The sequence below is a fragment of the Streptomyces sp. NPDC058257 genome, assembly GCF_042881845.1.
GTDB lineage: Bacteria > Actinomycetota > Actinomycetes > Streptomycetales > Streptomycetaceae > Streptomyces.
This window is the reverse complement of record NZ_JBHVXJ010000004.1, coordinates 23,153-45,143: the sequence shown is the minus strand read 5'-3', so window position 1 is coordinate 45,143 and position 21,991 is coordinate 23,153. Positions and strand designations below refer to the sequence as shown.

At 70.4% G+C, this 21,991-nt stretch carries 17 protein-coding genes; 7 read left to right on the top strand and 10 right to left on the bottom strand.

Going from position 1 to position 21,991, the window contains the following annotated elements:
• Positions 1–61 precede the first annotated feature (61 nt).
• On the top strand, positions 62–1,405 hold the full coding sequence (locus ACFVXC_RS12660) for a UDP-glucose dehydrogenase family protein (protein ID WP_389904533.1): 1,344 nt from the start codon (positions 62–64) through the stop codon (positions 1,403–1,405).
• A gap of 153 nt (positions 1,406–1,558) precedes the next feature.
• Here the strand turns inward: ACFVXC_RS12660 and ACFVXC_RS12655 are convergent, their stop codons facing one another.
• Together ACFVXC_RS12655 and ACFVXC_RS12650 are read right to left on the bottom strand one after the other, a co-directional pair.
• Positions 1,559–2,701 (bottom strand): dipeptidase, encoded by a 1,143-nt coding sequence (locus tag ACFVXC_RS12655; protein WP_389904532.1) that lies wholly within the window; start codon positions 2,699–2,701, stop codon positions 1,559–1,561.
• Between the two features lie 269 nt (positions 2,702–2,970).
• Positions 2,971–4,311 (bottom strand): LCP family protein, encoded by a 1,341-nt coding sequence (locus tag ACFVXC_RS12650; protein ID WP_389904530.1) that lies wholly within the window; start codon positions 4,309–4,311, stop codon positions 2,971–2,973.
• A 129-nt stretch (positions 4,312–4,440) separates the two neighbouring features.
• Here ACFVXC_RS12650 and ACFVXC_RS12645 point away from each other — a divergent pair, with 129 nt between their 5' ends.
• Complete coding sequence (locus tag ACFVXC_RS12645) at positions 4,441–4,989, top strand: acyl-CoA thioesterase (protein ID WP_389904528.1); 549 nt, start codon at positions 4,441–4,443, stop codon at positions 4,987–4,989.
• A 33-nt stretch (positions 4,990–5,022) separates the two neighbouring features.
• Here the strand turns inward: ACFVXC_RS12645 and ACFVXC_RS12640 are convergent, their stop codons facing one another.
• Positions 5,023–6,507 carry an LCP family protein gene (locus tag ACFVXC_RS12640; protein ID WP_389904525.1) on the bottom strand — a complete coding sequence of 495 codons (1,485 nt, stop codon included), beginning with the start codon at positions 6,505–6,507 and terminating at the stop codon, positions 5,023–5,025.
• 161 nt (positions 6,508–6,668) lie between these two features.
• On the opposite strand from ACFVXC_RS12640, the gene ACFVXC_RS12635 reads away from it, so the two are divergent.
• Complete coding sequence (locus ACFVXC_RS12635; protein WP_389904523.1) at positions 6,669–7,709, top strand: glycosyltransferase family 2 protein; 1,041 nt, start codon at positions 6,669–6,671, stop codon at positions 7,707–7,709.
• Between the two features lie 24 nt (positions 7,710–7,733).
• Here ACFVXC_RS12635 and ACFVXC_RS12630 read toward each other — a convergent pair whose 3' ends face one another.
• From ACFVXC_RS12630 to ACFVXC_RS12615, 4 genes are all read right to left on the bottom strand, one after another.
• Positions 7,734–9,374, bottom strand: coding sequence for an LCP family protein (locus tag ACFVXC_RS12630; protein WP_389904522.1), 1,641 nt, complete (start codon positions 9,372–9,374; stop codon positions 7,734–7,736).
• 92 nt (positions 9,375–9,466) lie between these two features.
• Positions 9,467–11,206, bottom strand: coding sequence for an LCP family protein (locus ACFVXC_RS12625; protein ID WP_389904520.1), 1,740 nt, complete (start codon positions 11,204–11,206; stop codon positions 9,467–9,469).
• 226 nt (positions 11,207–11,432) lie between these two features.
• Entirely contained in the window at positions 11,433–12,767 is a 1,335-nt protein-coding gene (locus ACFVXC_RS12620) for an LCP family protein (protein WP_389904519.1), read from the bottom strand.
• A 124-nt stretch (positions 12,768–12,891) separates the two neighbouring features.
• Positions 12,892–13,659 carry a TIGR03089 family protein gene (locus ACFVXC_RS12615; RefSeq protein WP_389904517.1) on the bottom strand — a complete coding sequence of 256 codons (768 nt, stop codon included), beginning with the start codon at positions 13,657–13,659 and terminating at the stop codon, positions 12,892–12,894.
• A gap of 138 nt (positions 13,660–13,797) precedes the next feature.
• Here ACFVXC_RS12615 and ACFVXC_RS12610 point away from each other — a divergent pair, with 138 nt between their 5' ends.
• From ACFVXC_RS12610 to ACFVXC_RS12600, 3 genes are all read left to right on the top strand, one after another.
• Positions 13,798–15,234: a peptidoglycan recognition protein gene (locus ACFVXC_RS12610; protein ID WP_389904515.1), complete on the top strand. Its 1,437-nt coding sequence runs from the start codon at positions 13,798–13,800 to the stop codon at positions 15,232–15,234.
• A 117-nt stretch (positions 15,235–15,351) separates the two neighbouring features.
• Complete coding sequence (locus ACFVXC_RS12605; protein WP_389904512.1) at positions 15,352–16,434, top strand: sugar phosphate nucleotidyltransferase; 1,083 nt, start codon at positions 15,352–15,354, stop codon at positions 16,432–16,434.
• Positions 16,435–16,564: 130 nt separating this feature from the next.
• The gene (locus ACFVXC_RS12600) at positions 16,565–17,569 is read left to right on the top strand and encodes a DNA-3-methyladenine glycosylase family protein (protein WP_389904509.1); all 1,005 of its coding nucleotides are present in this window, start codon (positions 16,565–16,567) and stop codon (positions 17,567–17,569) included.
• A 393-nt stretch (positions 17,570–17,962) separates the two neighbouring features.
• Here ACFVXC_RS12600 and ACFVXC_RS12595 read toward each other — a convergent pair whose 3' ends face one another.
• Genes ACFVXC_RS12595 through ACFVXC_RS12585 form a run of 3 tightly spaced genes read right to left on the bottom strand, consistent with a single transcriptional unit; the run spans position 17,963 to position 20,848 of the window.
• Complete coding sequence (locus ACFVXC_RS12595) at positions 17,963–19,318, bottom strand: coenzyme F420-0:L-glutamate ligase (RefSeq protein WP_389905271.1); 1,356 nt, start codon at positions 19,316–19,318, stop codon at positions 17,963–17,965.
• 23 nt (positions 19,319–19,341) lie between these two features.
• Positions 19,342–20,298, bottom strand: a complete 957-nt coding sequence (gene cofD, locus ACFVXC_RS12590; protein ID WP_389904508.1) for a 2-phospho-L-lactate transferase — start codon at positions 20,296–20,298, stop codon at positions 19,342–19,344.
• A 34-nt stretch (positions 20,299–20,332) separates the two neighbouring features.
• Entirely contained in the window at positions 20,333–20,848 is a 516-nt protein-coding gene (locus tag ACFVXC_RS12585; RefSeq protein ID WP_389904505.1) for a cysteine dioxygenase, read from the bottom strand.
• A 776-nt stretch (positions 20,849–21,624) separates the two neighbouring features.
• On the opposite strand from ACFVXC_RS12585, the gene ACFVXC_RS12580 reads away from it, so the two are divergent.
• On the top strand, positions 21,625–21,888 hold the full coding sequence (locus tag ACFVXC_RS12580; RefSeq protein WP_016642094.1) for a WhiB family transcriptional regulator: 264 nt from the start codon (positions 21,625–21,627) through the stop codon (positions 21,886–21,888).
• The last annotated feature ends 103 nt before the right edge of the window (positions 21,889–21,991 follow it).

Here is a 21,991-nt window from a genome sequence, read left to right as displayed (position 1 = left end):
GCTCAAGTGCCCGACTATGCTCGGGCACCGCACTGACGGCCGTAGACCCCTGGAGCACCGCATGGCCCTCAAGATCACCGTGATCGGCACCGGCTACCTCGGTGCGACACATGCCGCGGCCATGGCCGAGCTCGGTTTCGAGGTGCTCGGCCTCGACGTCGTGCCCGAGAAGATCGAGATGCTGCAGCGGGGCGAGGTCCCGATGTACGAGCCCGGTCTGGAAGAGCTGCTGCGCAAGCACGTCGCCGGCATCGAGGGTTCGAGCGGGCGGCTGCGCTTCACCATGGACTTCGCGGAGGCCGCGGCCTTCGGTGACGTCCACTTCGTCTGCGTGAACACCCCGCAGAAGCACGGCGAGTACGCCTGCGACATGAGCTATGTCGACAGCGCCTTCGCGCAGCTCGCCCCGCATCTGACGCGCCCCGCGCTCGTCGTCGGCAAGTCGACCGTGCCGGTCGGCTCAGCGGACCGCCTCGCGCGCGAGCTGGCCGCGAACGCGCCGGTGGGCGCGGAGGCCGAGCTGGCCTGGAACCCGGAGTTCCTGCGGGAGGGCTTCGCCGTGAAGGACACCCTGCACCCGGACCGCATCGTCGTCGGCGTACGCAGCACGCACGCCGAGAAGCTGCTTCGCGAGGTGTACGCGGGTCCGATCGGCGAGGGTTCGCCCTTCGTCGTGACGGACTTCCCGACCTCCGAGCTCGTCAAGACCGCCGCCAACTCCTTCCTCGCCACGAAGATCTCCTTCATCAACGCGATGGCCGAGGTGTGCGAGGCGGCGGGCGGCGACGTCGTGAAGCTGGCCGAGGCACTCGGGTACGACGACCGCATCGGCAAGAAGTTCCTGCGGGCCGGGATCGGCTTCGGCGGCGGCTGCCTGCCCAAGGACATCCGGGCGTTCATGGCGCGGGCCGGGGAGCTGGGCGCCGACCAGGCGCTGACCTTCCTGCGGGAGATCGACTCCATCAACATGCGCCGGCGCGGGCAGATGGTGGAGATGGCGCGCGAGGCGCTCGGCGGCGGGTCCTTCCTGGGCAAGCGGGTCGCGGTCCTCGGCGCCACGTTCAAGCCGGACTCCGACGACGTACGTGACTCGCCCGCGCTGAACGTCGCCGGGCAGATCCACCTCCAGGGCGGCCAGGTCACCGTGTACGACCCCAAGGGGATGGTGAACGCGGGCCGCCTCTTCCCGACGCTCGCGTACGCGCAGAGCGCCGTGGACGCCGTCAGGGGCGCGGACGTGGTCCTGCACCTCACGGAGTGGCGCGAGTTCCGCGAGCTCGACCCGGCGGCCCTTGGTGAGGCCGTTTCGAACCGGCTCATCCTGGACGGCCGCAACGCGCTCGACCCGGAGGTCTGGCGCGCGGCGGGCTGGACGTACCGGGCGATGGGCAGGCCGTCGGCCTAGGGCTTCGCGGCCGGGGTCTCTTCCGCGTCTACGCCGACCCGGCAGGGCACCCGTTCTGCCTCTGCCGGATCCCCGGGAACTGAGACCCGGGAGCTGAGGCCCGGGAGCTGAGACCCGAGAGCCAGGCCGAGAGCCAGCCCGGGAGATGAAGCCTCAGCCCGTCGCCGGCCGCTGCTGCCGGCGCTGTCTCTCCCGCGCCGCCCGTCCGGCGAAGTCCGCCCCGCGCAGCGCGCGTTGGACGTTGCCCCACGTCAGGCGCGCGAGGTCGTCGTCCGGCCAGTCGCGCTCGATGAGCTCGGCGATGAGGTGCGGATAGCGCGATGTGTCGGCCAGGCCGTCGGGGTGCGCGGCCGAGGTGTCGTACGTCCCCGAGAGACCCACGCACTCCGGGCCCGCGAGGCGGCGCACGTGATCGAGGTGGTCCGCCACCTCACGTATCGAGGAACCCGTCTGCCCGGCCGCCAGCGGCACCAGGCACAGGCCCTTGGCGGCGCCGAGCGCGGTGAGCAGGTCGTCCGAGAGGTTCGCGGGGGCGTCCCGCAGCGCGCGGGCCCCCGAGCGGGTGAAGAGCACCGGCGCCCTGGAGACGGTGAGCACCCGGTGTGCCGTGGCCTCGGAAGCCCCGGAAAGATCGGCGAGCACGCCGAGCCGGTTCAGCTCGCGCACGACCTCCTCGCCGAACGGGCTCAGCCCCTGCGGGCCCGCCCAGGACGTACCGGAGAGCGTCAGCGAGCACAGGCCGAGGGTGTGCAGGGCGCGCAGGGTGGCGAGCGAGTCGCCGATCGCCTCGGCGCGCGCCGGGCCGATCAGGGTGGCGATGCGGCCGCAGTGGCGGGCGTCGGCCACCTCGGACGCCGAGCGGGCCAGGCGCAGCCCGTCGGCGTGGTCGGCGACGACGCGCTTGACGAGGTCGAGCTGTTCGAGGGTCGCGCCGAGTACGCGGTCACCGGTGATGCCGTCCGGGACGTGCACGGACCAGAACTGCGCCCCCACGCCGCCCGCCCGCAGCCGCGGCACATCGGCGTCCACCGCGCTGTCGCCCAGCTCCAGGTCGTACCAGGGCAGTTCGCGCAGCGTCCAGGGCAGTCCGCTGTAGCCGTCGGCGACGGGGTGGGCGGCGAGCAGCGCGCGGGCGCTGCGGAGGGGGTCCGGCGCGGGTGCCGACGGGGGCGCCGGCTCGGCTTCGTACGCCGGTCCGGGCTCGGATATGGGCGGGGGCGCGGGGGGCCGCGCGGAGGGCCGGTCCAGGTCTCCGGCTTCGGCGGTGGTGTCGAGTTCGGCCTGTAGATCTGCCATGGCTGCTCCGGCGTCAGGGTGCGTCCGATCCACCGTGACACGCAGGAGCCGGGGCTTCGCGGCGGGCGAAGCGTTCGGGGTACGAGGCCGTGACCGCGGCACGCGAGAGGGCCCCGCCGACGCACCGGCGGAGCCCTCATGACGTACGAGACGTAGGAACCTGGGAGACGTAGAACGTAGGAGGCGCCCGAGACGTACAAGCGAAACGCTCAGCCGCCCGAGACGTACAAGCGAAACGCTCAGCCGCCCGAGACGTACGAGCGAAACGCTCAGCCGCCCGAGACGGTCACCTTCTCGTCGTTGTTCAGCTCGGAGACCATCTGCTTGACCTTGGCCTTGTCCCACAGGAGGTTGCCGCCGGTCGAGCCCGCGAGCGGCATGTTCATGGACTTGCCGTCGCCGCCGGTGACGCCCTTCATCGCCCAGAACATGGACGCCACGTCGAACAGGCCCATGTCCTTGTCGACGACCAGAGTGTCCAGGCCCGCGCCCATCGTGGGGTAGAGCTTGAACGGGTTGAGGACCGTCCCCGGCGTGGCCGCCTGGTTGGCCAGGGCCGCGAGGAACTTCTGCTGGTTCTTCGTGCGGTCCAGGTCGCTGCCCGGCAGGGCGTAGCGCGTACGGACGAAGGCCAGGGCCTGCTGGCCGTCGAGGGTCTGCTTGCCCGCCTCGAAGTCGGCGCCGGACTTCTCGTCCTTGAAGCCCTTGGGAATGTCGAGCTCCACGCCGCCGACCGCGTCCACGATCTTGGCGAAGCCGCCGAAGCCGATCTCGGCGTAGTGGTCGATCCGCAGGCCGGTGTTGTACTCGATGGTGCGGACGAGCAATTCGGGGCCGTCCTCCGCGTACGCCGCGTTCAGCTTCGTCTGACGGCCCTGGTTCGGGTAGAGCTTGCCGGACTCGGCGCCCTTGAAGCTGGGGATCGTCACGTTCGAGTCGCGGGGCAGCGAGATCATCGTGTTCCCGCCGTCGTCCGCGACGTGCAGGATCATCATCGAGTCCGTGCGCTTGCCCTCGGCCGAGCCCGTGTGGAGCTTCTTCTTGTCCTCGGCGGTCATGCCCTCGCGGCTGTCGGAGCCGACGATGAGGTAGTTCGTGCCGTCGCCGCCGTCGGGGCGCTCGATGACCTTGGAGAGGTCGACCTCGCGCTTGAGCTTGGAGTCGGCCCAGAAGTACGTGGTCACGGAGACCACGACCAGCAGCACGACGAAGGTGATCGAGCCGATCTTGATGCGGCGCCGCCAGTTCGGGGCGGGGCGGGGTGCGCGGGTGCCGTACCCGTCGCCGCCGCCCTGACCGCCCTGTCCGCCGTTGCCCTGGCCGTTCGGGGCGCCGCCGTAGACCTGGCCGGTGTTGTAACCGCTGTCGTACCCGTCCTGGCGGGAGGCGCGGGGCTCGAACATCTCGTCGCGCGCGTCGCCGTACCGCTGGCCCTGCCCGTCGTCGTACGACGGCTGCTGCGGTACACCGCCCCCCGGCTGCTGGCCCGGTCGGCCGGAGGGGCCGCCGCGCTGGACATGCCGCATCCTGCGGGCGCCCTCAGGCTGCGTGCTCCCGCTGCCACGGCCATATCCTCGGCCGTTGCCCTGGTCATCAGGCCAATCGCTCATGTGGACCAGTGTGCCGTCTCCGCGTACGTGCCTCACAGGGCAGGCGGGATTTCGGTTCAGGGCTGTTGCAGATCTGATGCAAAGCAGTCGGGCGCGGCCCGGACATACGTCCGACATAGGGTGGAGCCCATGACAGACCTGGCCCCTGATGCGGAATCGGAGATTCCGGGCAAGCCGACCTCGGCGTCCCGCACGACTCTCAGCCACATCATGACCCACGCCGACACCAACCTCCTCGGAACGGTGCACGGTGGCGTGATCATGAAACTGGTGGACGACGCGGCGGGGGCCGTCGCCGGGCGGCACTCGGGCGGGCCCGCGGTCACCGCGTCCATGGACGAGATGGCCTTCCTGGAGCCGGTGCGGGTCGGTGACCTCGTCCATGTGAAGGCGCAGGTCAACTGGACGGGGCGCAGCTCCATGGAGGTCGGCGTGCGGGTACTCGCCGAGCGCTGGAACGAGTCGACGCCCGCCCAGCAGGTGGGCTCCGCGTACCTCGTCTTCGCCGCCGTCGACGCGGACGGCAAGCCGCGGGGCGTGCCGCCGGTGCTTCCGGAGACCGGGCGGGACCGGCGCCGGTATCAGGAGGCGCAGATCCGGCGCACGCACCGTCTGGCGCGGCGCCGGGCCATCAAGGAGCTGCGGCAGGCGCGTGCCGCCGAGGGCCTCGACGACTGAGCGGCGCGCGCGCCCGTCCTGCCGCTGCCCGTCCTACCGCTGGCACACCACCTGGTCGCCGGTCATGGCCCCGAACTCGCCCTGATAGGCGTCCTCCGCCCGAACCGCCCTGACCTGCTTGAAGTCCTGGCCCGCGAACACCTTCAGGGTCGCGCCCTGCCCGTTCACGGCCTTCATCAGGCTGCCGGGCAGCGCCGTCGCCAGGGACTTCGCCGAGCGGTCCCAGCGCGGGTCGTACGCGACCACCGTGCGCTTGAGGGCGGCGCCCGGCCAATTGCCCGGGTCCCGCGACGTCCGGAAGCCGGTGGACCGCAGCGCGCTGTCGACCCGCTTGCCCAGGCCCGGCGTGCCCGTGGCGTTCTCGACCTGCACCCGGATCTGCTGCGGCGAGACGTCGACGATGGCCTTCTTGGCGTGGTGCGCGGCGAGGGGACGGTCCGCGCGCAGGGCGTCGAAGAGCTTCGTGGACTTCTTCGGATCCCACTTCAGCGTCGACCCGATGCCCGGCACCATCACACCCTTGCTGAGCAGCGGCACCGTGGTGAACTCCGACGAACGCGGCGAGAAGCCGCGCATCGCCCGCCCCAGGGAGAGCATCTCGTTCGTGCCGAAGCCGCTGTCGGCCCGGACCGAGCTGAGCAGCGTCCTGGTCACGTCGCGGAACTTGAGCGGGTTCAGGAGCACCCCGCTGCCGGTCGCCTTGGAGATCAGCGCCGCGAGGAACCGCTGCTGGCGGCGCATCCGCCCCAGGTCGGACGTGCCGTCGACGTGCCGTGTGCGGACGTACTGGAGCGCGGATCCACCGTTCAGCGTGTGCGTGCCGACGGCCAGATCGAGTCCGGTGTACGAGTCCTTCAGCGGGCGGGCCGTGCAGATCTCGACGCCGCCGAGCACGTCCACGGTCTTCATGAAGCTGGTGAAGTCGACCTCCAGATAGTGGTCGATCTTGACCTTCGTCATGTTCTCGACGGTCCGCACGGTGAGGTTGGGGCCGCCCTCCGCGTACGCCGCGTTCATCTTGACCGGATGCGACTTGTGCTTGTCGCCGGAGTTCTGGTCGACGTGCTCGGGCATCTCGGCATAGCTGTCCCGGGGCAGGCTGACGACGCTCGCGCGGTCCCGGTCCTCCGAGATGTGCACGATCATGATCGTGTCCGTGCAGTGGCAGGGCGCTCCGCCGAGGCGGTACTTCTGCTTGTCCGCATCGGTGATCTTGTCCCGGCCGTCGGTGCCGACGAGCAGGACGTTCATGCCGTTGCCCGCCTTCGGCCGGTTCTTCATGTCCTTGAAGGCGTCCACCCGGTCGATCCCGGTGTCGAGGCTGGAGACGACGCCGTGCCCGATCCCGGCCGCCGCGAGCACCGCCACGGAGAACCCCGTCGCCGCCCGCGTGACCCAGCGTGGCCGCCTGCGCTGCTTGACCGGCCTGCCCGTGGGCTGCTGCGCGGGCTGCCTCGCTCGTGGCGGGCGGGGCTCACGCGATGGCGGGGTGGGGTAGCGGCGGGGCGGTGTGGGCACGTGAAGGGACACCTCCGCGGTGACGGACCTGGCCGGGACGGGTGGGGGGAGTGTCGATGGGCCGGGGAATGCGAGAACCGTAGGCCCATACGATCTGCGACCCCGGGCAGCAGGCCGGGCGGCGCGCGCCGGTGTCCCCCATTCGCGGTAACGTGGCGCCGATGAACGCGACCCCCGACGTGCAGCTTCCTGCCGTATCCGTGATCATGCCGGTGCTCAACGAGGAGCGGCACCTGCGTGCTGCCGTCTCCGCGATCCTCGAGCAGGAGTACGACGGTGAGATGGAGGTCGTCGTCGCGCTCGGTCCCTCCACGGACCGCACGGACGAGATCGCCGCCGAACTGGTCGCCGAGACCGCGGGACACCGCGCGAGGGTGCAGACCGTCCCGAACCCCACGGGGCGCACGCCCGCGGCCCTGAACGCCGCCATCAAGGCATCGAGTCACCCGATCGTGGTGCGCGTGGACGGCCACGGCATCCTGTCGCCCGGCTACATCGCGACGGCCGTACGCCTCCTGGAGGAGACCGGCGCGCAGAACGTCGGCGGCATCATGCACGCCGAGGGCGAGAACGACTGGGAGCACGCGGTCGCCGCCGCCATGACATCGAAGATCGGCGTGGGCAACGCGGCCTTCCACACCGGCGGCGAGGCCCAGCGGGCGGAGACCGTGTATCTGGGTGTCTTCCGCCGCGCGGCCCTCGAACAGCAGGGCGGCTACAACGAAGAGTTCATCCGCGCCCAGGACTGGGAGCTGAACTTCCGTATCCGCGAGGCGGGCGGCCTCATCTGGTTCTCGCCCGAGCTGAAGGTGCAGTACCGCCCGCGGCCGAGCGTGAAGGCGCTCGCCAAGCAGTACAAGGACTACGGCCGCTGGCGGCACGTCGTCGCCCGCTACCACGAGGGCTCCATCAACCTGCGCTACCTCGCGCCGCCGACCGCCGTCTGCGCGATCGCGGCGGGGGTCGTGGTGGGCGCCCTGGTCACGCCCTGGGGCTTCGTCGTCCCCGCCGGGTACCTCGCGGCGATCGCGGCGGGCTCGCTGCCCGCGGGCAAGGGGCTTCCGCTGAAGGCGCGGCTCCAGGTCCCGGTGGCGCTCGCGACCATGCACATGTCGTGGGGCTGGGGCTTCCTGACCAGCCCGCGCTCGCTCGCCAAGAGGGTCATCGCCTCCCGGCGTCCGGCTGTGCTCAGCGAGGCCTGAGCACAGCCGGACGAGCGGGGACGCTCACTCCCAGGTGAAATTCGGATCGACGTGCATGCACGCCTTCTTGTCCGAGCCGTTGAGCGCTTCGGCCGAGTCCGGCGTCTTGTCGTCCTGCTTCGACCTGGGAGGGGCGTTCCCCTCCCGCCAGTCGGCACCGACGACCAGGGTGACCCCGGAGACGTCCGTCGACTTCTTCACCGAACTCAGCTTCATGCCGAGGGACTTGGCGACCCTCTGAGCGTCGCCCTCCAGGTCGGCGCTCGGGAACCTGATGACGGTCTTCTCCTGCGCGAGAGCCGACGTCATGTCGGCCGTCGCCTTGGTGAAGCCCTTCCCCGCGAGGATCTGGGTGACCGCGCTCGCGCGCCCGCTGACCGGGGGCTCCACGTCCGTGCGGGTGCCGTTCCGCACCTGCACCGCGATCTCGCCGTCGTCGGCCGCCGGATCGTCCGAGACCTTCTCCTTGGCGGGCTTCTTCTTGCCCTTGCCGTCCAGTGAGATGTCGTCGCGTACGAGACGGAAGAGCTGCTCGGCGTCGCCCGGCTTGGGGATCACGCGCGCGCCCACGTACTCGAACGGCATGGTCGTCATCGTGGTCCGGTCCGGCGAGACCTTCTTGAGCTCGTTGCTCAGGTCGAAGAGCTTCTTGACGGTGCCGAGGCCGTCGTCGACCTTGAGCGCGCTCGTGGCCGTCTCGGCGAGCTTGCGCAGCTTGTTGGGGCTGCCCAGACCGGCGTTCTCGCGCAGCTCCCGCACGAGTGAGTTCATGTACATGTGCTGGGCCTTGGCCCGGCTGATGTCGGTGCCGCCGTCGAAGCCGTAGCGGGTGCGCAGCCACTGCAGGGCCTGCTTGCCCTTGACGTCGGTGGTGCCTTTTTCGAGCTTCAGGCCCGATCCGTGGCCCTGGCTGTCGCGCGAGTGGATGTTGGCGTCCACACAGACCGGTACGCCGCCGATGGCGTCGGCCATGTCGACCACACCCGAGAAGTCCACTTCCATGAAGTGGTTGATGTGGATGTCGGTGAGCTTCTCCCAGGTGGCGACCGTGCAGCCGGGGCCGCCGCGGCCGAGCGTCTGGTTCGTCATCGTCCGCTGCGTCGAGGCCTCGTAGACCTTGCCGTCGTCCGGGTCGGTGCACTTGGGTATGGAGAGCAGCGTGTCGCGCGGCATGCTGATGACCGACATGTTCGTGCGGTCGGCCGACAGGTGCAGGAGCATCTGCACATCGGCGAGCGGTGTGCCGCCGAAGGTCTCCTTGGCGCCGCCGAGCTTCTGGTTCTCCTTGGAGTCCCGCGCGTCCGAGCCGATCAGGAGGATGTTCAACGGGGTCTGGCCCGCCGCGTTCGGCGTGGGCTCGGGAGCCCGGTCCTCGCCGAGGTTCAGATCGTCGGTCTTCAGATTGTTGTTCAAGTGCTGGTACCAGAGATACCCGGCGCCGGCCGTGCCGAGTATCAGCACCGAGAGAATCGTCGCCGACCAGCGGAGTATCCGGCGTCTTCTCGGACGCGGAGCCCGGCCGCCACCCCCATGGCGATGCCTGTGACCTGCGCCGTCCGTCGAGTGCCCAGCACCCTCGGGTGCCGGGCCCCCTTCCAAGCCAAGATCACTGGCGTGCGGAGCGCGTTCTCGCGCTCCCTCCCCACGCACGCTGCTCTTCCCCATCCCCTGCCCCTCCCCGCGCTACCGGCGCTCCCCGCGCCACCCCGAATTACGGCCATCCTGCGCCTTGTTAGACGCAGAATGGCCGCTTCAGGTCACTTGGCACACACAGTCTTGTCGGCTTCAACCTTCTGGATGTCCTCCGGCGCCTTCGACGGAGCGCTGATCGAAACCCCGGCCCCCTTGAAGTCGCCGCCGAGCGTCAGCTTGATGGCGGGGAGCCCCTGCGAGTTCTTCTCGCTCTTGCCGGGCTTCATCGCGGAGCCGGAGAGCCCCATGACGTCGGCGAGCCGCCGGGCCTCGTCGGCCTGGTCGGGGGCGTACTCCAGCGTCGTCTTCTTGAGGTCGGACGGCGCGTTGCCGAGCTGGCTCGCTTTGGACATGCCCTCAGTGTTCTGCAAGTACGTGAGAGTTGCCTGAGCGGCGCCGGTCTTGCCGCTGCCGTTGTAGATGTTGACCCGCACGTCGGAGGCGGCGGACTTGCTGCCCTTGAGGCGCGCCGCGACCTCCGCCTTCTCCTTCTTCTCCTTCTTCTTCACCGCGGTCAGCGACTCGTCGGCGCGCATCATGGAGAAGAGCGGGTCGGCCTTGGCGTCGTTCACGACGACGGTGGTGTGGACCTTCTCCGCCGGGTTGTCGATCACGGGCACGGTCGCGAAGGTCAGGTTCTTCATGTCGAGCTTGCCGAGCTCCATGCCCAGGTCGCGGAGTTTCATGATGTCCGCGATCTTGGAGTCGACCGAGAGCGCATCGGTGCCCGCCTCGGCCAGCTTTATCATCTTCGTCGGGCTGGTCAGCGTGTCGTTCGACTTCAGCTTGCGCATCAGCGAGCTGAGGAACTGCTGTTGCAGCTCGATGCGGCTCAAGTCGCCGCCGGTGCCCACGGAGTGACGCGTGCGGACGAACGCCAGCGCCTCCTCGCCCTCGATGGTGTGCTTGCCCGCGGGCAGATTCAGGTGCGAGTCCGGGTCGTCGATGTCCTTGGCCAGACAGACGTCCACGCCGCCGACCGCGCTGGAGAGCGTCTTCACGGCGTTGAAGTCGGCCACCATGAAGTGGTCGGGGACTATCCCGGTGATCTCGGTGACCGTACGCATGGTGCAGCTGGGCGTGCGGTCGCTCTGGCCGAGGCTCTCGTTGAAGCGGACGTTCTGAGAGCCGGAGATCGTCTTCTTGCTGCCGTCCTCCATCGTCGTCGGGCAGTCCGGAATGTCCGTGATCATGTCACGCGGAATGCTCAACGCGGTGGCGTTCGTACGGTCCTTGGAGACGTGCAGCAGGATCGTCGTGTCGGCGTGACCGACACTTCCCTTGTCGCCGTACTTCTCGTTGCCCGCGCCGCTGCGCTTGTCCGTGCCCATCACCAGGATGTTGATGGCGCGGTCCTTGCTGAAGCCGCCGGTGCTCGCGCCGTCGTCGGCGATCGAGTTGATGTTGTCGTTGAGGTGCTCGTAGTAGAGGTACGCGCTGACACCCCCGCCGACCAGGACGAGGGCGAGCGAGCCGGCCGTCCACATCAGGACCTTCTTGCTCTTGGACTTCCGGGGCTTCTGCTTGCGCCGTCCGGCCGCGGCCTCCGGCTGCGGAGCCCGGCGTCTGCGCTGCGGCGGCACATCGCGCTGCTCATCACGCTCATCACGGCGCCCGTCGCGTCGGCCTTCACGGCCGCGCGTTCCCTGGCGTGGCGAGGACCGCTGTGATCTGCGGGGTCCAGGCACTGCCGACTGCCCTCCGGAAGGGCTCAGTCGCAGTTCGTAATCGCCGGTGTCCGGGTTGAGTACCCACTGGTCTGCGGGGTCGATGTTCTCCGCCCGCCCACGGCCTTGCGCGTCCACGGTTGTCTGCGTCCTCCGTCGGGGCCACGCGGCGCCTTTCCCCCCTCAAGTAAGGCGCTCGGTCAGTCGTTCAACGGTGCGCGGCTTGAAGGGCCGGGCGCACCGGATCGCTCACACTATCCGGCCAGTTCAGCGCTGAACGACGTCGGTGACACATTCCACTCCCATACAACTGGGCAATCCGCCCTATTTCTTTGTGCAGGCGGTCTTGCGCTTGAGCATGGCTTTACTCGCAGGTCGTTCCGGCAGCCGTGTTGCCCCGGAAAGTGGGGGCGGGACTCGGCGATTGAGAAGGGTCGCCCGGCTTCTCGTCGCTCCCGTCGGCATCGGAGTCGTCGTAGCCGTCCGAGTCCTCGTGGTCGGCCGAGCCCTCGTAGGTGTCGGCCCCGTCATGAGCGCCATCCGCCTGTTCCTCGCTGGGCGAGGTCTTGGGTTCTTCGCGGCTCACTTGAAGGGGCGCGTCTGTTCGGAGCCGGGTGAAAAGTTCGTCCGCCGCGGGCTCGACGAGTTCATCCCGATTGGCGTCGTAGACATAGGACCGCCGGGGCACGGTGAGGAACTGCACTTGTTCTGTGGGGATGTTGCGCATGCCGCGCACCAGTTCGTACAAACCACGCAAACTCGCCAGTGCCGGGTCGGTCGTCAACGAAGAAGTCGCCGCGTCGAGAACCGGGTAGAGCTTCGCCGGATTGAGCAGGACGTCATTGCTCTGCACCTTGTTGACGAGTGCCGCGAGGAACTGCTGCTGGCGGTCCATCCGGTCGGTGTCACTGCCGTTGCCGATGCTCTTGCGGGCCCGCACATAGCCGAGCGCCTGCTCGCCGCTGAGGGTCTGTCTGCCCGCGGCGATCTTCAGATGGGCGTCGGTGTCGTTGATGGGCCGCTTGAGACAGACCTGTACGCCGTCGACGGCGTCGACCATGTCCTTGAACCCGGCGAAGTCCACGACCATGTGGTGGTCGACGCGGATCTTCGTCATCTTCTCGACCGTACGGATGGTGCAGGCCGTCCCGCCGAACTCGTAGGCCCAGTTGAACTGGGCGAACTGCGCCCGCGTCCGCGACCCGTCGCTCTTGCGGCAGCGGGGGAGGTCCACCATCACGTCCCGCGGGATCGACACCGCGGTCGCGCTCTTCCGGTCGGCCGCGAGGTGCAGCAGGATCGTGGTGTCCGAGCGCTGGGTCCCCGGATCGCGCCCGTACTTCTTGTTGCCCCGCCCGGCCCGGGTGTCGGAGCCGATGAGCAGGATGTTCTGCGCGCCGTGCACCAGCGCCGTCGGGCGTTCCTTGTCGTAGCGCGCCAGCTCCGCCGCGGCGTCGGTGTCCTTGGTGATGTTGCCGTCGAGCTTCTTGTAGACCGCCCACCCGGCGCCCCCGGCGACCAGCACGAGCCCGGCCGCTCCCATGGCCGTCCAGCGCAGCCAGCGCCGCCTGCGCCGGGCCACGCCCTCACCCGTGGGGCTCGACCCCGCGCCGGGTGCGTACGTGGCCGGCGGCTCAGGCGGTGCGCCGTCCGGGTCCGGGCGCTCCGGTCCGGCGGGCGGGCCTGCGGTGTCGGACACGTGTACGTCCACCCCTCATAGCGACGTCGGTGCATGGTGCGTCTTACGACCATGGACCGACGGGACGCCGGGGGCCTGCGGGCCGGGGGCTCGTGTGAGCCGAACGGGGGACGGAGGGGGGCGGCTACTTCGCCGGGGCGGGGACGGTGGCGGTGACCCGCTCGTCCTCGACGCGCTTGGCGAGGCCGTCGTCGGCGAGCCGGCCGAGGTGGCGGCAGAGCACCACGGAGCCGCCGGCCGCCAGCGGGGCGTACAGGCCGGAGCTCAGGCCCTCCCAGGTGTCGTACGACCGGCCCGAGAGCAGTCGGGAGCCGGGTGCGAGCCCCAGCGCGTCGGCGTCGGCGCGGGCCCGCTCCACCAGCTGTGCCCCCGTCAGCTCGCCGGCACCGCCGACGGCGACGGCGGGCTCGTCCGGCCCGACAGGAGCGTACGGAGCGAAACGGTCGCCCTGGCTCGGTACCTCGACCGCGTAGTCGGCGAAGCCCTCGGGAGCCTGCGGGAAGCGCCCGCCGAGCGGCCGGAGCGCGAGCGCGACCCGCTCCCCGGAGCAGGCCCGCGCCGCGTCGAGCGTTTCAGGGCCGCTGACGACGAGGTCGGCACCGGCCGGGTCGCCGCCCACGTCCGCGACGACACCGACGGACGAACAGGCGAGCAGCCAGACCGCCGTCTGCCAGTGCGCGGGAAGCAGCAGCGCGAGCCGGTCGCCCGGCTCGGCGGCGAGATCTCCCTGGAGCAGGTTGGCGGTCTTGGCCACCCAATTGGCGAAGGTGGCCACGGACAATTCGACGCGCTCACCGGTGGCGTCGTCGTAGAAGGTGATCAGTGGGCGGCCCGGGTCCGCGGCGAGCGCGGATCGCAGCAGGTCGGCAGGGGTGCGGTCGATGGCGTTCACGGGCGCAAGGGTACGCGCGTGCCCTGGTGACCCCGGGCGTGGCGGGGGAGCGCGGGCCACCGGTTCGGCGGACACGAACCGACGGTCCGTCAATTCCCCAATGGACAGATATGTTCGGGAGCGCGGACTATCAGACGTATGCGTGGATTTGTAGCTTCTTCGATCGGCGTCACGTGCGCGGCCGCCCTGGCGCTCCCCCTCGCCCTGCCGTCGTCCGGCGCCCTCGCCGTGACCCCGGCCCCCCAGTCGCCGTCCCAGCGATCCGCGGAATCGGTCCCGGGCGGCACCCAGTCCCTCCCGCTCACCTCACTCGGCTCCGACCGCTCCCAGGGCGGCGGCGCGTCCCGCGAACAGGGCCTGCTCAAGCGAGAGGTCAAGCCCTTCTCCCTCGTCGGCGTCATCTGGGACGACCCGGACGACGAACTGCACGGCAGCGTCCAGGTCCGCACACGTGCGAGCGGCACCGGCACCTGGTCCGCCTGGCAGCCCGTGGAGACGCACAACCACGAGCACGCGGCCGACCCGGACGCCGAGGAACGGGCTTCGGGCAAGACCCGCGGCTCCACGGCGCCCCTGTGGGTGGGCGCCTCGGACGGCGTCGAGATCCGCGTCCGGGGAGAGGCGCCGGAACAGCGGAGTGAGCCGGCGCGGCAGGGGGGACAGGCGGCGCGGCAGCGGGGTGAGACGGTGGAGCACCGGGCGGCCGCCGAGTCTCCCGCGGCGCAGGCCCTTCCTGCGGGCCTGCGCCTCGAACTCGTCGACCCCGGCGCCGAGCCGCCCCCGCAGGGCTCCCGGCCCAAGGGCGCCGCCGCCACGAACCTGACCGCCGAGACCGCAGCCGCCTCCGCGGTCAACACCGACCTCGCCCCGCTCGGCGCGGACGTCATCCCCGCGCTCAGCAAGAAGAAGACGGAGTCCGACCTCATCGCGTCCCGCGGCGGACCTGAGGCGGCGGGGAAGGCCAGGCCCTACGTGGGCCCCCGGCCGCGCATCATCACGCGCAAGGGCTGGGGCGCGAGCGAGAAGCTCCGCGAGAAGAAGTTCGCGTACACGAAGACGGTGAAGGCGGCCTTCGTGCACCACAGCGCGTCCGGCAACAACTACAGCTGCTCGCAGGCGGGATCCGTTCTGCGCAGCATCTACCGCTATCACGTCAAGAGCCTCGGCTGGCGTGACTTCGGCTACAACTTCGCCGTCGACAAGTGCGGAAACATCTACGAAGGGCGTGCCGGAGGTGTGGCCAAGCCCGTCCTCGGGGCCCACACTCTCGGTTTCAACACCAACAGCACGGGCATCGCCGTCCTCGGCAGCTTCGGCTACTCCAACCCGCCCGCAGCCGTCGTGAACGCGATCGCCAGGCTGACCGCCTGGAAGCTCGGCCTGTACGGCGCGAACCCGCGAGGATCGACATATCTGAAGTCCGGGGGTGGCAATCTGTACAAGAAAGGCAGGAACGTCCGGCTCCATGTGATCTCCGGGCACCGTGACGGCTTCGCCACGGAATGCCCCGGTATTCGCCTGTACAAGAAGCTGGGCAAGGCCCGGTCCGCCTCGGCCCGTTACCAGGGCCGCTGAGTCCGTGGCACACCGCACGACCCGCACAGCACGCTGCACGATCTGCAAAGCCATCTGCATACACTGGCCGGCCGCGACTCAAGTTCGGCCGGCCCCAGCAGGAAGCAGAGACGACAGGTGACAGAAGCGATCCTCCTGGTCGGCGGCAAGGGCACCCGGCTGCGTCCGCTCACGGTGCACACCCCCAAACCGATGGTTCCGGCGGCAGGCGTCCCGTTCCTCACCCACCAGCTGGCGCGGGCACGCGCGGCAGGCGTGGAGCACATCGTCCTGGCGACCTCGTACCTCGCCGAGGTCTTCGAGCCGTACTTCGGTGACGGCTCGGAGCTCGGCCTCCACATCGAGTACGTCACGGAGACCGAGCCCCTGGGCACGGGCGGCGCGATCCGCAACGTGGCATCACGCCTGAGATCAGGACCCGACGACCCGGTCCTGATCTTCAACGGCGACATCCTCACGGGCCTGGACATCCGGGCCCTGGTCACCACGCACGAGGAGTCGGGAGCGGACGTCTCGCTGCACCTCACGAAGGTCGACGACCCCCGCGCCTACGGCCTCGTGCCGACCGACGGGACGGGCAGGGTGCAGGCCTTCCTGGAGAAGCCGCAGACCCCCGAGGAGATCGTCACCGACCAGATCAACGCGGGCGCGTACGTGTTCCGGCGCTCGGTCATCGACACCATCCCGGCAGGCCGCCCGGTCTCCGTGGAGCGTGAGACGTTCCCGGACCTCCTCGCCTCCGGGGCCCACCTCCAGGGCATGGTCGACTCCACGTACTGGCTGGACCTGGGCACGCCCCAGGCCTTCGTGCGCGGCTCGGCGGACCTGGTCCTCGGCCGCGCCCCGTCCCCCGCGATCCCGGGCCGCTGCGGCGACCGCCTGATCCTGCCCACGGCCACGGTCGCCCCGGACGCCAAGCTCACCGGCGGCTCGGTCGTCGGCGAGGACGCGGTGGTCGGCGAGGGCGCACGGGTGGACGGCAGCACGGTCCTGGCGGGCGCGGTCGTCGAACCCAACGCGGTGATCACCGACTCACTGGTCGGCGCGGGCGCGAGGGTGGGCGCACGTACGGTCCTCGCGGGCGCGGTGATCGGCGACGGCGCGGAGGTCGGCGCCGACAACGAACTGCGCGACGGCGTACGGGTGTGGTGCGGGGCGAGGGTCCCGGCGGGGGCGGTCAGGTTCTCGTCGGACCAATGAGATCCAGCCCGTCCGGCGTTTGAGGCCGAACTCGGTAAAGCCGGTGAATCGGTAAGCAGGGCTCCCGCGCCGGAGCGGGTTTTCGGGAAGGGGCGGGGTAGGGGACAAAAAAGCCCCTACCCTCGTACAGATGTCATCCCGTTTCGCCCCACGCCCCACCCGCACCACAGTGCGCGGCGGCGAAACGGCGATCCCCGGGGGCAAGCCCCGCCAGACCACAGCGGCCGGCACCCGCACCTGGACCCCGCCCCACCCCCTGAACCTGGGCCTGACCCTGGGCCCCCTCCGCAGGGGCCCGGCGGATCCCACGTTCCGCGCGACCCCCGACGGCTCGGCCTGGCGGGCCAGCCGCACCCCGCAGGGCCCCGGCACACTCAGGGTGGCCCTGCGCGCGGACACGGTGGAGGCGGAGGCCTGGGGCCCTGGAGCCACCTGGCTCCTGGACCAGCTCCCGCACCTTCTCGGTGAGGCGGACACCCCGGAGGACTTCACCCCCCGACACCGCCTCCTCGCGGCGACAGCGCACCGCCGCCCAGGCCTCCGCCTGATCCGCACGGGCCTGGTCCTTGAGTCCCTGATCCCGTCGATCCTGGAACAGAAGGTCACGACGGACGAGGCGTACCGCGCGTGGCGCCTGCTGGTCCGCAAGTACGGCGAACCGGCCCCGGGCCCGGTCCCCGCACAGCTCCGCATGCACGTCATGCCGGACCCCAGGACCTGGACCCTGATCCCGTCCTGGGAGTGGCACAAGGCGGGAGTGGACGACAAACGCGCGTCGACGATCCTGCGGGCGACGCGGGTCGCCGGGCGCATGGAGGAGGCGGCGGCGATGGAGCCGCTCAAGGCCCAGGCCCGCCTGGAACTGATCCCGGGCATCGGCCCGTGGACGTCGGCGGAGACGATCCAGCGGAGCAACGGCGCACCGGACGCGGTCACGGTGGGCGACCTCCACCTGCCGGGAATCGTCGGCTACGCGCTGTCGGGCAACCGCGAGGCGGACGACGAGGAGATGCTGCGCCTCCTCACCCCCTACGAGGGCCAACGCCACCGAGCGGCCCGCCTCATCCTCCTGAGCGGCCGCACCCCGTCCCGCAGAACCCCAAAAATGCCAAAGACGGACATAGCCAGACTCTGACTCCGTAAGGGACGCCAAGAACCCCACGAACAACCAGCCCCGTAAGGGGCGCGGGGAACGGCGCGAGCAACCACACCAGACCCGCACCGGACGAAGCCGGGCGCCCCCGTCAGGGGCGCGAGGAACGGCGCGCCAAGCCCCCACGCGCCCGCAGCCGACGGAGCGGGTCGGCCCGTAACGGACACGAGGAGCACCGCGAACAACCAGCCCCGTAAGGGGCGCGGGGAACGGCGCGAGCAACCACACCAGACCCGCACCCGACGAAGCCGGGCGCCCCCGTCAGGGGCGCGGGGAACGGCGCGCCAAGCCTCCACGCGCCCGCAGCCAAGCGCAGAGCCGCAGCTGAGCCCCCCAGCCCCCCCAGCCCCCAAGCCCCCCAACGCCCCCGGCGAGCTACCGCACCTGGACGAAGTCCTCCGCATCCCGCGCGGCCCGAGCGCCAGGCTCAGCCGCCGCATGCCCCACAGCCACAGCCCCCATCGGATCCCACGACCCCGGAAGCCCGAGCACGTCCCGTACGACATCCCGGCAGAACATCGTCGACGAAACCCACGCGGAGCCCAGCCGCTCCCCGGCGAGCGCGACCAGGAAGTTCTGCACCCCGGCCCCCGCGGCGGCCACGAACATCTCCCGCTCCGCCGCGTCCCGGCGCTCGTCCCCGTACGTGTGGGATCCGTCCATGACAAGACAAGGCACCACCAAGTAAGGGGCGTTGCGCAGCACGTCCCCCCGCCGCACCCGCTTGGCGACGGAGTCGGCGGACTTCCCGTCCCGCTCCAGGTCCGCGACCCAGGCGTCCCGCATCGCGTCGAGCAGCCGCACCCGCGACTCCTCGGACTCAAGGAGGACGAACCGCCACGGCGTCGTGTGGTGCGGCGCGGGCGCGGTCACCGCCGCCGCCACGGCCCGCCGCACGGCCCCGGGGTCCACCGGTTCGTCCGTGAACTCCCGGACGGTCCGCCGCTGCGTCACCGCCTCCCGCACGGCCTCGGACGTCCCGAGCCGGAACATGTCGTCCTGCGAGCTCCGCACCATGACCCGGGCCCCTTCATCGGGCCCGCCGGACTCCCCGCTCCCGTCGGACTCCCCGCTCCCGCCGCTCCCGCCGACGACATGCGGCAGCCCACGCACCACCGCGACCGGCAGCCCCGCGGCCTTCCCCTTCACCAGGTCCCCGGCGGCGGCCAACTCGTCCGCGGTGGCGACGACGGTCGCGCTCAGCGGATTGCCGTACGCGTCCACCCCGCCCCGCAGATCATCGAGGACCCGTACGCCCGCGGCCCCGATGGCGACATCGGTAAGGCCGTTGCGCCAGGGTCGCCCGAAGGTGTCCGTGACCACGACCCCGACGTCCACGCCCAGCCCGTCCCGCAGCCCGTCCCGCACCGCGCGCGCGGAGGCGTCGGCGTCCTGGGGCAGCAACAGCACGGTCCCGGACGGCGTGTTCGATGCGTCGACACCGGCGGCGGCCATCACCAGGCCCTGGCGGTTCTCGACGATGCGCAGGGTCCCGCGCCGCGCGACGACCCGCACCGTCTCCGCGTCGATGGCCGCCTCGCGGTCGTTCGCCTCGACGATCCGCCCCTCGGCCTTGCTGACGATCTTCGAGGTGACAAGGAGTACGTCACCGTCGGCGAGCCCCGGCTCGGCGGCGGCGATCAGCTTGGCGAGATCGTCCCCCTGCCGCACCTCGGGCAGCCCGGGAACGGCCCACACACGGAACGACGGTGAAGCCCCGGCACCGGCGATGCCAACGGCATCGGATGAAGCACTCACGCCCGCACCTCCTCCGCGAGGGCGAGCGCCGCACGCGCCATCTCGGCGGTCGCGTCGACATCGCTCATCATCAGCGGAATCGCCCGGCACCGGATCCCCGCCGACTCGACCCGCTCCACGACCCCCGCGTCCACCGTGTCGACGAGCCATCCGTCGAGCAGCCCGCTCCCGTAGTGCTCGGCGACCGCGGCGGCGCTCGACTCCACGCCCACCGCGGCGAGCACCTTGTCGGCCATGCCCCGCACCGGAGCGTCCCCGACGATGGGGGAGAGCCCGACGACGGGCACGCCCGCGTCGGCGATGGCCTCGCGGATCCCCGGCACGGCGAGGATCGTCCCGACGCTCACCACGGGGTTGGACGGCGGGAAGATCACGACGTCCGCGTCGGCGATCGCCTCCAGGACGCCGGGCGCGGGCTTGGCCTGGTCCGCGCCGACCGGCACGACGGCGTGCGCGTCCACGGACGCCCGGAGCCGCACCCAGTACTCCTGGAAGTGCACGGCCTTCTGCTCGCCGTCGACCGTGACGGCGACATGCGTCTCGACGCGGTCGTCCGACATCGGGATGAGCCGCACACCGGGCTGCCACCGCTCGCAGAGTGCTTCCGTCACCGCGCTGAGCGGGAACCCGGCGCCGAGCATCTGCGTCCGCACGATGTGCGTGGCGAAGTCCCGGTCGCCGAGGCCGAACCACTCGGGCCCGACCCCGTACGCGGCGAGTTCTTCCTTGACCTTGAACGTCTCGTCCGTACGCCCCCAGCCCTGCTCCTCGTTGATGCCGCCGCCGAGCGTGTACATCACGGTGTCGAGGTCGGGGCAGACCTTGAGCCCGAACAGGTGAATGTCGTCACCGGTGTTGCCGATGACAGTGATGTCCGCGTCAGGCGCGGCTTTCTTGAGCCCGCGGAGGAAACGGGCGCCGCCGATACCGCCGGCCAGGACCACAATGCGCATGGGCCCAAGCATGTCAGGCACGTACGACAGCGCGTCAGGCGGTTACGACATCTCCGGCGGCCGGAGCGGTGGCCCGCACGCCGCACTGCGCCGCGTGCATCGGCATGTCGGTCAGGCCGGGGTAGTAGATGTGCAGGCTGACGGCCGGTTCGAGGGAGTCGTTGCCGACGTCGTGCACGTACCCGGGCGCGAACACGCGCTGGACCCCGGCGCCGAGCGCGCGCTGCCCGCGCTCCGTACGCTCCGTCAGTTCACCCTCCAGGACCGTGAGTACGCCGCAGGAGCGGCCGTGGTCGTGCGGGCCGCTGCCCTGCCCGGGCACCCAGGAGAGCAGCCAGACCTCGTATCCGGGCCCGGTGCGCAGGCGGTGGTACCAGCGGCTCGTCGCGTCGTACTCGACGAGGTGGGCCCACTGCGCGCGGTCGGCCGCGATGGTGCGTGCCAGGCCGACGAACTCGGCCACGGTGGCCGGGTGCTCGCGGGCGGGCTGCAGGAGGTGCGTGACTTCGAGGATGTCGCCGGCGATCTGGAGGTCGCTGTCGCTGTTCATGGTGCGGTGGTTCCTCAACGTGAGTGCTGGGGTGTCGCGAGGGAAGGTGGAGCGGGGAGGAGCTGAGCGGGGAGGAGCTGAGCGGGGAGGAGCTGAGCCGGAGGAGCTCGAACAAGCCGAAGAGGCTCTGCTTCAGGGGGGCTCGGGCGACGAAGCGCCGGAGCGGGCTCAACAGCTGGAAGCGGTATGGCTCAACAGCTGGAACAGGAACAGCGACAGCGCGCGTGGACAGCACCGAGGAGCCCGCTGGTGCGGGTCGTCGAGAGTGCCAAGTTTGCGAGCATGCCCACTAGGACATCGGCTCACACCTTCCCTGTCAACTCTATGTCCGGTATGTGGGATATGTTTCACCTCATCCGGTTGTTCTCTCAGGTGAAAGGTTTGTGCACCGGATGCACGGGACACCCAGGGGACACACCGGCACATCGTGCTTCCACCGGCTCGTAAACCCCGCTGTGATCCTGTGACCCGAATGTGATCCGCTTCGCTTCTGCGGGGTGATCGCAACGGGGCCGATCCCCGTGGCGTCCTTCCCTGGTGAGGGGGTCGCGGGGTGCATGCGGGGTGCCCCGGGACAGGCCACTGGCAAGTGTCAGTGTTTATGCCGATTTGAACACTTTCCGCATTAGCTTGGTTCCGCAGGGTGAATAAGGGACCCAATAGCAGATCTCGGCTTGACTGCCGCGGATCGGCACACTTGTAATTTCACTCGTGTCGTTCAGCCGAAACCGGAAACGGCAAGCACCACGGGGACGACAGACAGACGAGGGGCGCACATGACCGAGCTGGTTCAGGAACTGCTGGTCGAGGACGCGGACGAGGAACTCGGCTGGCAGGAGCGCGCGCTGTGCGCCCAGACCGATCCCGAGTCCTTCTTCCCCGAGAAGGGCGGTTCCACGAGAGAGGCCAAAAAGGTCTGCCTCGCCTGCGAGGTTCGCTCGGAATGCCTTGAGTACGCATTGGCGAACGACGAGCGGTTCGGCATCTGGGGTGGCCTTTCGGAGCGCGAACGCCGCCGCCTGAAGAAGGCCGCCGTCTGAACGCGGGCCAGTTCCGCGCGAACACGAGCCGCTGTCGCGCCAACAGGAGAGCGCGAACACGAGCCCGTACCGCCCGAACAATCGGCACACACCCCTACGTAAG

Coding starts and splice junctions, on each gene's coding strand:
- ACFVXC_RS12660 (WP_389904533.1), top strand. CDS start 62: ATGGCCCTCAAGATCACCGTGATCGGCACCGGCTACCTCGGTGCGACA.
- ACFVXC_RS12645 (WP_389904528.1), top strand. CDS start 4,441: ATGACAGACCTGGCCCCTGATGCGGAATCGGAGATTCCGGGCAAGCCG.
- cofD (WP_389904508.1), bottom strand. CDS start 20,298: ATGCGCATTGTGGTCCTGGCCGGCGGTATCGGCGGCGCCCGTTTCCTC.
- ACFVXC_RS12580 (WP_016642094.1), top strand. CDS start 21,625: ATGACCGAGCTGGTTCAGGAACTGCTGGTCGAGGACGCGGACGAGGAA.
- ACFVXC_RS12600 (WP_389904509.1), top strand. CDS start 16,565: ATGTCATCCCGTTTCGCCCCACGCCCCACCCGCACCACAGTGCGCGGC.
- ACFVXC_RS12610 (WP_389904515.1), top strand. CDS start 13,798: ATGCGTGGATTTGTAGCTTCTTCGATCGGCGTCACGTGCGCGGCCGCC.
- ACFVXC_RS12650 (WP_389904530.1), bottom strand. CDS start 4,311: ATGAGCGATTGGCCTGATGACCAGGGCAACGGCCGAGGATATGGCCGT.
- ACFVXC_RS12635 (WP_389904523.1), top strand. CDS start 6,669: ATGAACGCGACCCCCGACGTGCAGCTTCCTGCCGTATCCGTGATCATG.
- ACFVXC_RS12585 (WP_389904505.1), bottom strand. CDS start 20,848: ATGAACAGCGACAGCGACCTCCAGATCGCCGGCGACATCCTCGAAGTC.
- ACFVXC_RS12630 (WP_389904522.1), bottom strand. CDS start 9,374: ATGGGGAAGAGCAGCGTGCGTGGGGAGGGAGCGCGAGAACGCGCTCCG.
- ACFVXC_RS12655 (WP_389904532.1), bottom strand. CDS start 2,701: ATGGCAGATCTACAGGCCGAACTCGACACCACCGCCGAAGCCGGAGAC.